A 12,010-nucleotide genomic window follows, 5' to 3' on the forward strand; every position below is an offset into this window, starting at 1 on the left:
AATTTATATTTATTTCTCTACTTTATAAAAAAAACTTATAACCTTTTGGCGCCGTCATCGAACCGAGTGTATGAACTTACAACAACTGCATATTTTGGATGCCATAGTGCATAGCGACAGCCTGCAGCAGGCCGCACAGAAACTGCATAAAACCCAGCCCGCCTTAAGCATGGCATTGAAAAAGCTGCAACAGGATTGCGGCTTTGCTCTATTGGACCGCAGCCAGTACCGGCTGCAGCTCACACCGGCAGGCCAGCGTTTTTATCTGCAGGCACAGCAGGTGTTACAGCAAAGCCACCAGCTGAAATCCCTGGCGCGGTATTTAAGTACAGGTGCCGAACCCAGCTTACGCCTCGCTTTTGACGAAGCCGTGAACCTGTCTGAGTATTTACCCGTTATTGCCGCAGCGCAACAAGCTTATCCTCAGACGGAGCTGCAGCTCAGTTGTGATTACCGTTTGAAAGCACTGGAAAAACTGCAGGCGCAGCAAGCTGACCTGGCCATCAGCCCCTGGAACGACGTATTTATTGGTTTGGGTGATTTTGAGTCTGTCGCCGTCGGCCGCTTTGAACTGGTCTGTGTCGCCAGCCCGGAATTACTGAGCCGCCTGGATGCCCCTTTAACGCAACACACCCAGCTGGCTAGCTTGCCGCAGCTGGTGGCCGATTCAGATGCGCTGAGTTTTGACGCGGGCGCGTTATTGCCACTGCAGTCACCTCACAGAGTGAAAGTGAACAACAGCCTGTGCATGAAACAGGCTCTGCTGGCCCATTTGGGCTGGGGTATGGTTGCCAGGTACCAGGTGCGGGCCGAACTGGAATCCGGCCGCCTGATGCAGCTCCACCCAACCGAGTTTCCGCGTTTTATCGGCGGCGAAGTACATCTGGTGCGGCACAGGCATGTATTGCCCGGCCCGGTGGCCGATTCCATCTGGCAGCAACTGGCCACAGGGACTTAGGCCTGCACCAGCTCTGCCTTTAATCGGCTGAGAACCTCAGACACCAGAGCAGCAGCCCGCTGCGGATGACCAGATTCCACATAACAGCGCAGCTCGGGGGCATTGCCTGAAGGGCGCAGATGCAGAATGTCACCGTTGCTTAATGTCAGCCGTAATCCATCTGTGTTATCAAGCCTGACCACCTGCATACCAGACAGCCCCAGGGTGCTTAACAGCTGCTGTGGTGCCGCCTGCGCCTGCGCCAACAATGCTTTACTGCGTGTGACAGGCACCTGTTGCAATCGATCACTGGCGGTAAAACGCTGAGGCAACTGCGCCGAAAGTGCAGACAACGGCTGCGAACCTGCAGCCAGCAGCAATGCAAGTACCGGCAGCAACGCATCTCTGGTTGGCAAGGCGGCCAGCGCTCCCGATGCCAGTTGCAGCGGGCTGCCCAGAATAAAACCCCCATTGGCTTCAAAGCCCGCATAAGACTCTGCAGCGCCCTGCCAGGCATCAAAAGCCGCTATCACGTAAGGCGAACCTATCCGGGTGCGCACCACCTGGCTGAAAGCACCACAAGTTTCTATTGCCGTATTGCAGCTGACCGGCACCGCCAAACGGCCAATTCCCAAAGCTTTGGCACACAAGAGCCCGACAATATCGCCACGCAACCATTGGCCTTGTTCATCGGCAATCAATGGCCTGTCGCCGTCACCGTCGGTGGAAAAAATGGCGTCAAAACCAAAGCGGGCCGACCAGGCTCTGGCTTTCTGCTGGTCCTGTTCAGACACGGCTTCGGTGTCCACAGGCACAAAGGTGTCGGTGCGCTCCAGCGGAGTCACACGGGCGCCTAACTGTTCAAACAAGGGACGGTAGATATCGCGGCCGGCACTGGAATGCTCGTAGACCCCAATATGTTTTCCCTGCAGGCAACGCGCAGGAAAAGCCTGCAGATAACGCGTCATATAAGCAGTCGCCGCCGCATCACTGCATGGCGGCAATTCAGGTTCATAGTCAGCCAGCCGGGAGCAGACTGACCCGATCGCCTGCTCATCGGCTTTGCTGATTTCACCATCGGGCCGATAGAACTTCAGGCCATTGCGGTCAAATGGAATATGGCTGCCTGTCACCATCACAGCGGGGATCTTGTCCTGCATGGCTTTAAAGGCCAGGGCCGGAGTGGGCACTACGCCATAATAATCCACCTGCACACCGCAGGCCCTGGCCATGCCAGCGCAGGCAGCGGCCAGCTGCGGGCTGCTGGGTCTGTTGTCGATGCCCAGTGCAATACGGTCAAACACAAAACCTTGCCGCATGACCTCAATAAATGCCTGAGTAAAGGCGGCACAGTTGTTGTTGCTAAAATCACTGACCAGCCCCCTGGCACCGCTGGTACCAAAAGCGATACCACTCTGGCTGAGAAGCTGCGAAACCATCAAGGCCATAGTTACACCCTGCCGTAACGGTCAGAAAAACGCACTATGTCGTCTTCCCCCAAATAAGACCCCGATTGCACTTCAATCAATTCCAGCGGAATTTTGCCGGGGTTTTCCAGTGCATGCACGGCCCCCAACGGAATGTAGACTGACTGATTCTCTGACAATAAGCTTTCTTTGCCGTCCACTGTGACCTTGGCCGTGCCACAGACCACAATCCAGTGTTCGGCGCGGTGGTGATGCATTTGCAAGGATAATTTTTCGCCCGGTTTCACACAAATACGTTTCACCTGATAACGGGCACCGCTGTCGATGGAATCGTAATGCCCCCAGGGACGGTAAACCTCGCGGTGGATCCTGTGCTCAGTGCGGCCAGCCGCTTTTAACTGCTGAACTATGGTTTTGACGTCCTGCACTTTGTCTTTGGCAGCCACCAGCACGGCGTCTTTGGTTTGTACCACCACCATATTGTCCAGCCCGACAGTCGCCACCAGACAGGTTTGGGCCATCACAAAGTTATTGGAGCTCTGAACCGCCAGCACATCGCCCTGGTGCACGTTGCCATTGGCGTCTTTCGGACTGATGTCCCACAACGACGACCAGGAACCCACATCACTCCAGCCCGCGTCCAATGGGACGACCACAGCGGCGTCGGTTTTTTCCATCACGGCATAATCGACTGAGTCGTCCGGGCAGGCCAGAAAAGCCTCTGAATTGATGCGAATAAAATCCAAATCGGGAGTCACTTCAGCCATGGCCTGCTCACAGGCGGCATAAATGTCAGGGCGAAATTGTTTCAACTGCTGTAAATAGACACTGGCACGGAACAGAAACATACCGCTGTTCCAGTAGTAATCACCACTGGCCAGGTACTGTTCAGCCACTTGCTGTTTGGGTTTTTCGACAAACTGCCCGACGCGGTACGCAGCAACATCTCCGGCCAGAGCCATGCCCCGCCGGATATAGCCATAGCCTGTTTCCGCCGCGGTAGGCACAATGCCAAAAGTCACCAGCAAACCTTGTTCCGCCAGTTTTTCCGCCTGGCGCACTGCCTGCTGAAACTTGTCGTTCTGTGCAATCACATGATCGGCGGCCAGCACCAGTAGCAACGGATCCTGCGCTTTGTTCACCGCAGTAAAAGCGGCCAGTGCGATGGCTGGCGCTGTATTGCGCCCGGCCGGTTCAAGAATAATGTTCTGGTTCAGCTGGTCTATTTGCCGCAGTTGTTCCGCCGCGACAAACCTGTGCTCTTCATTGCAAATCAGCAACGGCGCACAGCAGTCCAGCCCACCTAAGCGGTCCACTGTGGCCTGCAACATGCTGTGATGGCCACTCAGTTGCAGAAACTGTTTTGGCATTAAATCACGTGACAAAGGCCATAATCGGCTGCCGGTTCCTCCGGCCATTATTACAGGGAAAATCATAACTATCCTTCAGCCTGACAGGGCTCTTAACAGAGTTTGCTGTAAGCTACCACAATGCACTCTTGATGCTAAGCAAGCCGCGGCTTTTTGTCGTAAATACCAACAGAAAAGGCCCTCACGGGCCTTTTCTTCGGACATCAACGGTCGGGCGCTACTCTCAGAAGCGGTAGCTGACCCCCACTGAATACAGATCATCTGCCGTTTCCAGGGTGTCAAAGGCCACTTCAGCCTGCACCGACAGGTTTTGCATGGCAAACCAACGGGCACGCAGGCTCAGGCTGTCTTCGCTTTCGCTGAACACGCCATCCGATAACCACTGATACCCCACACCGGCAGAGAAATTTTTACCGAAGTAATAATCGGCGCCAACGCCGTAGCGGGTTGTGGACCAATTACGGTAATCCAGAACAGTGGCTTCCAGATTCATCATGTCGCCTGTGCCCAGGTCCCACAGTTTCTTGGTCATCACGCCGTAGTTGGTGGTGCTGCCACCTTCATCCGGGCTGCTGTGCTCAGCAATAGCGCCAACCAGCCAGTCATTGGTAATAAAGTAACCCAGGCTGGCATCGACCTGCTGATCATTGGTGTTGCTGAAATGTGTCCATTCCAGTGAACCGTAGAAATTATGCTGGGACGACATGAACTCACCGCCCACTGACCAGTTGTTCTGATCGTCGCCATCAACAGAAAAACGGCCTAAGGTAGCAAAGACGCTGGCGTTTTTATTGATAAATGCGCTTTCAGCCAGAGGCGCGTTGCCGGAAGTGTCGACAGGGGACAGATAAAAACGATGGCTTAACTGCCAGGCATCCAGGTCTGAATCTGTATTGGCGATATCGCCCCAGCCATAGTTCAGTGTCGTTTCGTTCTGATAAGTGTTGGCAGCCACACCGGTAGACACAGCTGCAATCATTAATGCCAGTAAAGAACCTTTCATACAAACATTCCTTTTATGTTAGAAAACGCAGGCACTGTACCAAGGGTTAACTTAATGATTTCTGAACAACATTGTGAAAATATGTAAATATTTCAAGTGGATAAAAAACAACCGGCCGGGTCAGTTCTGACCCGGCCGGCTGCAGACAAGGCTAGATTTCAAGCAGGGCTTCGCGCAATTGATGAATTTGATCGCGCACGGCAGCCGCCTGTTCAAACTCCAGGTTCTTGGCGTGCGCCAGCATTTTCTGCTCCAGTTGTTTAATTTCGGCCTGCAGCTGATAGGGGGTTTTGCCTTTGGCCAGCTTCAGTTTTTCTGCCACTTTAGGTTCAGCATTGTCCTGGCCCAGGTCCATCACATCGGCCACTTTTTTGCGAATGGCCTGCGGCTGAATCCCATGTTGTTCGTTATAGGCTATCTGTTTGGCGCGCCGACGTTCGGTTTCGCTGATGGCTCTGTGCATTGAGCCTGTGATGCGGTCGGCATACAAAATGGCTTTGCCGTTCAGGTTACGGGCAGCACGGCCTATGGTCTGGATCAGTGACCGTTCTGAGCGTAAAAAGCCTTCTTTGTCGGCATCCAGTATCGCCACCAGCGACACTTCCGGGATATCCAGACCTTCCCGCAACAGGTTAATGCCCACCAATACATCAAAGACACCCAGACGCAAATCGCGGATAATCTCCATCCGCTCGACAGTATCGATGTCTGAGTGCAGGTAACGCACTTTCACGCCATGCTCAGCCAGGTAATCAGTCAGATCTTCGGCCATCTTTTTGGTCAGGGTGGTGACCAGCACCCGCTCCTGCCGCTGCGCCGCCTGATAAGCTTCGGATAACAAATCGTCCACCTGAGTGGCCACCGGCCGGATTTCAATTTGCGGGTCCACCAGGCCGGTAGGCCGTACCACCTGCTCCACCACTTCGCCGGCTGAATGCTTCAGCTCGTAGTCGGCGGGTGTGGCTGACACGTAAATACGCTGCGGCGCTATGGCTTCAAACTCCTCAAAACGCAGCGGCCTGTTGTCCAACGCCGATGGCAGCCGGAATCCGTAATTCACCAGGTTTTCTTTACGCGAACGATCCCCTTTATACATGGCGCCTATTTGCGAAATGGTCACATGGGATTCGTCAATAAACATCAGGCCGTCGGCCGGGAAATAATCCAGCAAGGTTGGTGGCGGTTCACCTTCGGCCCGGCCTGACAAATAGCGAGAGTAGTTTTCGATGCCGGAGCAATACCCCAGTTCCACCATCATTTCCAGATCAAACAAGGTGCGCTGGCCAATGCGCTGCTCTTCAATCAAGCGGTTTTCGGCCAGCAGCTGAGCGCGTCTGTCCTTCAGCTCCAGTTTGATCTTGTCGACTGCTTCCAGAATTTTTTCCCTGGGCGTCACATAGTGGGTTTTCGGATAAATGGTGTGACGGTTGACGACCTTTTCTACCGCACCGCTTAAGGGGTCGAACAGACTGATGCGTTCAATTTCTTCGTCAAACAGTTCCACCCGGACGGCAATCTCATCCGATTCAGCCGGAAAAATATCAATCACATCCCCACGCACCCTGTAGGTGGCGCGCTCAAAGGCTACGTCGTTGCGGTTGTATTGCAACTCAGCCAGGCGGCGTAAAATGCTGCGCTGATCGACAATATCGCCCACTTTCAGATGCAGCAGCATTTTCATATAGGACTCAGGGTCGCCCAGACCATAAATGGCCGACACCGATGCGATAATGACCACATCGCGCCGCTCCATCAGTGCTTTGGTGGCCGACAGCCGCATTTGCTCGATATGCTCATTAATAGAAGCGTCTTTTTCAATAAAGGTGTCGCTGGCCGGTACATAAGCTTCTGGCTGGTAGTAGTCGTAATAGGACACAAAGTACTCCACCGCGTTATGTGGAAAAAACTCCTTCATCTCGCCATAGAGTTGTGCGGCCAGCGTTTTATTGTGCGCCATAATCAGCGTGGGCCTGTTCACCTGGGCTATCACATTGGCCATGGTGAAGGTTTTGCCGGAGCCGGTGACCCCCAGCAGGGTCTGGTGCGCCAGACCAGATTCCAGCCCGTCCACCAACTGTCGAATCGCAGTGGGCTGATCGCCGGCTGGCTGATAGCTGGACACTAATTCAAAATCACGGCTCATACGGAAGTTCCTTCTGACTGAAGCTGCGCTACTTTATGTTTAAACCAGATGCGGGCCAGCATGGATGTGCAGCAATTGGCCAGCAGACAACCGGCAAAAACCCCGACCACTCCGCCGATCAGCCCGCCCAGCCAGGCAAAAGGCACATAAAACACAAAAAGCCGCACCACGGACAACTGCAGTGCACTGAGCGGCAGATGCAGCGCATTAAAAGAAGAATTGGTCAGAATAATCAGGCCCTGCAGGCCATAACCTAAAGGCAGGATCCAGATAAAATAACGGATATACTGCGCAACCTGCGGGTCTGAGGTAAAGACTGCGGCTATCCAGGGCGCACCAGCACACAGCAGCAGATACACCGCCAGTTGCCACTGCAGAATAAAACGAATGCAGGTGCGGTAGGCCTGCTCAATACGCTGATAAGCGCAGGCCCCCAGGTTCTGGCTGATAAAAGGCGGCAGGGTCATCGACAGAGCCAGAATAACCAAAGAGGCAATACTTTCCAGCCGGGCTCCGACACCAAAAGCCGCGACCGCCTCTGCGCCATAACTGGCCATTACTGCAGTCAGTACGGCCATTGCCAGCGGCGTCAGCATATTGGCCCCCGCAGCCGGTAAACCAATATGCAGAATTTTCCGGCTGATGCGGCAAAATTCCTGCCAGTTCTGGTGGCCAGGTTCCACCAATTTCCGCTTATACACCAATAAATGCAGGATCAAGCCAAAACCAAGCAGCCAGGACACCAGGCTGGCCAGGGAAGCACCGGCCACCCCCATAGCCGGCACCGGCCCCCAGCCAAAAATAAAGATGGGGTCCAGCACCGCATTTAATAAACCAGCACAGGCCATCAGAATACTGGGAGTTTTGGTGTCCCCTGCGGCCCTCAGTACCGCATTGCCAATCATCGGGGTGATCAGAAACACAGCGCCAAGAAACCAGATTTCCATGTACTGATGAATAAAAGGCAGGGTATCGGCTTTGGCCCCTAACAACCGGAATAAAGGGTCAATGCTGAAATAGCCGATGACGGACAACACCGCCACCAGATACGCCGATAACCAGAGTGCCGCCAGACCATCGGCTTTGGCGTCCTGCTGTTGCCCAGCTCCCAAAGCCCGGGCTATCACTGCCGAGGTGCCGATGCTCAATCCAATGGCCAGGCTGATCACGGTAAAGGTGACCGGAAAGGTGAAGCTGACGGCGGCCAGTTCAGCCGTGCCCAGCATACTGATAAAAAAGGTATCGACCAGGTTAAACGACATCAGGGTGATCATGCCAAACAGGACCGGCACTGTCATTTGTGTCAGCGTTTGGCGAATGTCACCTTGCAACAAATCGGGCTTAGCGGAGGAAGAATCAGTCATTACTATTACTTCAGGGCGAAGAGGCCGCCATTGTAGTCAAAACCAGGCCTGGACTCCAGCGCCCGGCAGGCTTTTAATTGGGCAAAAACGCAGCAAATTTGTGCAAATTTAGTAAAAAGTGTTCACAGCATAAGGGCAACGAAAGTTTTTGCAGTTATGCGCTCTTCTGCATAAATTATCAATTGTATTGTTTTTATAAACCATTGATTTTTATATAATAAAAATTTCACCGCAAAGCTATTGATCTGGCGCTACCCCGCATTGATTCAGGGGTTTGCTTGTTGAGGCCTCCCAAATTCACAGACTTATCCACAGAATCTGTGGACAACCTTAGCCAGGCCTTGCGTCGCCTGAACTTCTTTCGTTGCGGCCATGAATAAGCAATGCATAGCTGCTGAAATTGCAGAATCTGCCATTTTTTAAGCGCCCTGGCGAAACAAACAGCAACTGAATCTATTTGCTGAAAAAGCGCGGGTGAAAGTGTTGACAGGGGTAGGGGCTGGCATTAGTATTGCGCCCCGTTGTGAAGCTGTTCCCTAGTAGCTCAGTCGGTTAGAGCGGCGGACTGTTAATCCGTAGGTCGTTGGTTCGAGTCCAACCTGGGGAGCCATACTCCTGATAAATTCTTTCGTTTTTCCTCTGAAATATCTTACTCTTAGGATCTTAGGTCCGAAGTGATGCATCCTGATCAGAAATTATTTATGAACATACCTACGCGTCTGAGTCTGCTGTCCTGGGGTTGTGCCCTGCTCTCTGCAGTATTGAGTTTTTGGTTATTCTGGCAGGCGGCATCTCTGCAAATCAGTCAGTTACAACAGACCCATCAGGCTGCTATCCAGCAATTGCTGGCCAATCATCTGACCGGCGATACCAAAATACTGACGCGGCAACTGAGCAGTAGTTTTCAGCTGCCTTATTTAAAGCTCAGCCAACTGGATGGCGCCGTGTTGCACGAGCATGATAATGCAGAAAGCGGTATTGAACTGGCCCGTTATGCACTGGCGCTTTTTGCCGTGTCGCTGGACCCAATGGAGATCCGGGATGAACTGCATGGGCTGACCGTCAGCTTTTCGCCCGCTTTGCAACAGCTTTTACGTCAGTTGCAATGGCAAAGCCTGTTGCTGAGTTTTGCTTCTGCTTTATTGGTGCTGTTGCCTTTTTACCGGCTGAAAAATCAGCCGGCACGCAAACCCAGCCATGCCCTGCACCCGCTTGAAAAAGTAGCCCAGCAGGCAACAGGGCAAGCAGTCAGTCAGACTCAGACGTCCACCAGCGGTACCACAGCAGCAGATTATCTGCTGGAGCTGGCTTTGGTCGACCAACTGACCGGGTTGCCAAACCGCCAGCAATTTGTGCGCAGTTACGAGACCTTACTAAAAAATGCCAATGCAGTGCACCATAGCCTGTTTGTGGTGATCCGCTGTGAAAACCTGAATGACATTAATCAGCAGCAAGGTTACCTGGCCGGTGATCTCTATATTAAAGAGATGGCGGATCAGCTGCGACAATTGGCCCTGACACCACAACCCAGCCTGTTCCGCCTGAACCACACCGACTTTTGCCTGTTGCAGGCTGACGCCAGCCCTGAGCAGGCGCAGCAGCTGGCAGACCTGGTATTGCAACAGTGCCAGCTGTATTTGCAGCAAAAAAACCTGTCACATCCTGTGCTGCTGGGCCTGGTGCTGACCCATCAGGGCAAAGCACTGGGCGAACTGTTGGCGCTGGCCGACACCGCCATTGGTCTGGCCCGCCAGCAGCACGGCAAAGGTTCGGTCCGGCTTTATTTATACAATGATCAGGAACACAGTGCCCATCAAACCAGTTTTTCCCCGCAGAACTGGCGGCAGTTGCTCGATGATATTATCGAGCAGCAGTTGCTGACCCTGCTGGGTCAAATGGTCCAGCCGCTGAACAAAGGCAGCCGCAGTTACACCGAATTGTTGGTGCGCTTTCGCAGTAAAGACGAGCAGTTGCTGCCCACGGCACTGGTGCTGGAGATGGCCGGCAAACTGGACCGGCTGCTCGAACTGGAAAAACTGATTGTCGAACAGGCCATGGCTCTGGCCAGCCGTTTGCCCACTCAGACGTTGGGGATCAACCTGTCCGCCGGTGCCGTGCAGGATGAACAGTTTGTGGCCTGGCTGGACCGACGCCTGAGCCGCGAGCCTGAGCTGTGCAGCCGGCTGGTATTTGAAATCAGCGAACAAGGTTTGCAACACAACCTGCGACTGTCCAAACGCCTGCTGGATTTATTGCATCAGCAAGGGGCCAGGGTCACAGTGGAACGGTTTGGTATGGGTATTACTTCCTTTAAGTTTTTCCGTGAGCTGAAACCGGACTTTGTTAAACTGGATGGCAGCTATACCCGGCAAATTGAAGACGACAAAAATAACCAGTACTTTATCCGGCTGATGGTGGACCTGGCCCACCGCATCGGTATTGCCGTGCTGGCCGAAAATGTGGAAACCGCGGCAGAAAAACAAATGCTTGAATCCCTGCTGGTTGATGGCCTGCAAGGCTACTATCTGAATAAACCTGCTGCGCTGGAATAACAGGCGATTCAACGCTGAACTGTTGTCTGTCGCAGTGCAAGACCGCATAATACCGCCAGTTTTTTCTGGGAAACTCTTATGTCCGAATTTCTGATGTTGTTGGTCAGTACCGTACTGGTGAACAACTTCGTGTTGGTTAAATTTTTGGGCCTCTGCCCTGTGATGGGGGTGTCCAAAAAGCTGGAAACCGCCATAGGTATGGCGATGGCGACCACTTTTGTGCTGACGCTGGCGTCTTTATGCAGCTATCTGGTCGACACCTGGTTGCTGCAACCACTGGATTTACTGTACCTGCGCACACTGGCCTTTATTCTGGTGATTGCTGTCGTGGTGCAGTTTACTGAAATGGTGGTGCATAAAAGCAGCCCCACCCTGTACCGGCTGCTGGGAATATTCCTGCCGCTTATCACCACCAACTGTGCGGTTTTGGGTGTGGCCCTGCTTAACGTTCAGGCCCGGCACGACTTTCTGTCGTCTGTGGTGTATGGCTTTGGTGCGGCGGCCGGTTTCTCCCTGGTGCTGATTTTATTTGCCTCAATGCGCGAGCGGCTGGCGGCTGCCGATGTGCCGGTCAGCTTTAAAGGGGCCGCCATTGCGATGGTGACTGCAGGCCTGATGTCGTTGGCTTTTATGGGCTTTACCGGATTGGTGAAAGCGGTATGACGATTCTGACCGCCTTATGGGCCTTGGGTATGCTGGCGCTGATCTTCGGTGCCTTATTAGGCTATGCTGCCATTCGTTTTAAAGTGGAAGCCGACCCACTGGTCGATCAAATTGATGAGATTCTGCCACAAACCCAGTGCGGTCAATGTGGTTACCCCGGCTGCCGTCCTTACGCCGAAGCCATTGCCAATGGCGACGACATTAATAAATGCCCACCGGGCGGCGAAGCCACCATTAAAAAACTGGCCGATTTAATGGGGGTGGATGCCAAACCGCTGAACGAAGCGCAAACGCCGGCGGTAAAGCGGGTTGCATTTATCCGCGAAGAGGAATGCATTGGCTGCACCAAGTGCATCCAGGCCTGCCCGGTGGATGCTATTGTCGGAGCGTCCAAACAAATGCATACCGTCATTGTGGACGAGTGCACAGGCTGCGATCTCTGTGTCGAACCCTGCCCTGTCGACTGCATAGAAATGCGTCCGCTTGCCCCCAGCCTGGAGCGGTGGAAATGGGATTTACAGGCCATACCGGTCAAAGTGGTGGAGTCCTGA

9 protein-coding genes and 1 tRNA gene are annotated in these 12,010 nt (G+C 53.5%); 5 read left to right on the plus strand and 5 right to left on the minus strand.

All coding sequences use genetic code 11. The features are described 5' to 3' along the window. The first annotated feature begins 70 nt into the window (after positions 1–70). The gene (locus WKJ04_RS02435) at positions 71–958 is read left to right on the plus strand and encodes a LysR family transcriptional regulator (protein WP_337878956.1); all 888 of its coding nucleotides are present in this window, start codon (positions 71–73) and stop codon (positions 956–958) included. On the opposite strand, the gene WKJ04_RS02440 is transcribed toward WKJ04_RS02435, so the two are convergent. From WKJ04_RS02440 to WKJ04_RS02460, 5 genes are all read right to left on the minus strand, one after another. Continuing rightward, positions 955–2,385 (minus strand): phosphomannomutase, encoded by a 1,431-nt coding sequence (locus WKJ04_RS02440; protein ID WP_337841000.1) that lies wholly within the window; start codon positions 2,383–2,385, stop codon positions 955–957. The genes WKJ04_RS02435 and WKJ04_RS02440 overlap by 4 nt on opposite strands. 2 nt (positions 2,386–2,387) lie before the next feature. Then, positions 2,388–3,800: a mannose-1-phosphate guanylyltransferase/mannose-6-phosphate isomerase gene (locus tag WKJ04_RS02445; protein WP_337878957.1), complete on the minus strand. Its 1,413-nt coding sequence runs from the start codon at positions 3,798–3,800 to the stop codon at positions 2,388–2,390. 157 nt (positions 3,801–3,957) lie between these two features. Then, on the minus strand, positions 3,958–4,737 hold the full coding sequence (locus WKJ04_RS02450; RefSeq protein WP_337878958.1) for a putative porin: 780 nt from the start codon (positions 4,735–4,737) through the stop codon (positions 3,958–3,960). Positions 4,738–4,888: 151 nt separating this feature from the next. Beyond that, complete coding sequence (gene uvrB, locus WKJ04_RS02455) at positions 4,889–6,880, minus strand: excinuclease ABC subunit UvrB (RefSeq protein ID WP_337878959.1); 1,992 nt, start codon at positions 6,878–6,880, stop codon at positions 4,889–4,891. Further along, positions 6,877–8,244 carry an MATE family efflux transporter gene (locus tag WKJ04_RS02460; protein ID WP_337878960.1) on the minus strand — a complete coding sequence of 456 codons (1,368 nt, stop codon included), beginning with the start codon at positions 8,242–8,244 and terminating at the stop codon, positions 6,877–6,879. Before WKJ04_RS02460 ends, uvrB begins: the two co-directional genes overlap by 4 nt. 533 nt (positions 8,245–8,777) lie before the next feature. Between WKJ04_RS02460 and WKJ04_RS02465 the strand changes: the two genes are divergently transcribed. The 4 genes from WKJ04_RS02465 to rsxB all read left to right on the plus strand — a co-directional run bounded on the left by WKJ04_RS02465 (position 8,778) and on the right by rsxB (position 12,010). Next, positions 8,778–8,854: transfer RNA gene (locus WKJ04_RS02465), tRNA-Asn, on the plus strand. 91 nt (positions 8,855–8,945) lie between these two features. Then, entirely contained in the window at positions 8,946–10,796 is a 1,851-nt protein-coding gene (locus WKJ04_RS02470) for a GGDEF domain-containing protein (RefSeq protein ID WP_337878961.1), read from the plus strand. A gap of 78 nt (positions 10,797–10,874) precedes the next feature. Further along, on the plus strand, positions 10,875–11,459 hold the full coding sequence (rsxA, locus tag WKJ04_RS02475; protein ID WP_337878962.1) for an electron transport complex subunit RsxA: 585 nt from the start codon (positions 10,875–10,877) through the stop codon (positions 11,457–11,459). Continuing rightward, on the plus strand, positions 11,456–12,010 hold the full coding sequence (gene rsxB, locus WKJ04_RS02480; protein WP_337878963.1) for an electron transport complex subunit RsxB: 555 nt from the start codon (positions 11,456–11,458) through the stop codon (positions 12,008–12,010). The genes rsxA and rsxB overlap by 4 nt, the downstream gene beginning before the upstream one ends.

Origin of the sequence: Rheinheimera sp., assembly GCF_037442345.1 — a bacterium.
In the GTDB taxonomy this organism is placed as follows: Bacteria; Pseudomonadota; Gammaproteobacteria; order Enterobacterales; family Alteromonadaceae; genus Pararheinheimera.

Excerpts from the sequence above, each read along its gene's own strand:
- WKJ04_RS02450 (WP_337878958.1), bottom strand. The coding sequence starts at position 4,737 with ATGAAAGGTTCTTTACTGGCATTAATGATTGCAGCTGTGTCTACCGGT.
- uvrB (WP_337878959.1), bottom strand. The coding sequence starts at position 6,880 with ATGAGCCGTGATTTTGAATTAGTGTCCAGCTATCAGCCAGCCGGCGAT.
- WKJ04_RS02440 (WP_337841000.1), bottom strand. The coding sequence starts at position 2,385 with ATGGCCTTGATGGTTTCGCAGCTTCTCAGCCAGAGTGGTATCGCTTTT.
- rsxB (WP_337878963.1), top strand. The coding sequence starts at position 11,456 with ATGACGATTCTGACCGCCTTATGGGCCTTGGGTATGCTGGCGCTGATC.
- WKJ04_RS02470 (WP_337878961.1), top strand. The coding sequence starts at position 8,946 with ATGAACATACCTACGCGTCTGAGTCTGCTGTCCTGGGGTTGTGCCCTG.
- WKJ04_RS02460 (WP_337878960.1), bottom strand. The coding sequence starts at position 8,244 with ATGACTGATTCTTCCTCCGCTAAGCCCGATTTGTTGCAAGGTGACATT.
- rsxA (WP_337878962.1), top strand. The coding sequence starts at position 10,875 with ATGTCCGAATTTCTGATGTTGTTGGTCAGTACCGTACTGGTGAACAAC.
- WKJ04_RS02435 (WP_337878956.1), top strand. The coding sequence starts at position 71 with ATGAACTTACAACAACTGCATATTTTGGATGCCATAGTGCATAGCGAC.
- WKJ04_RS02445 (WP_337878957.1), bottom strand. The coding sequence starts at position 3,800 with ATGATTTTCCCTGTAATAATGGCCGGAGGAACCGGCAGCCGATTATGG.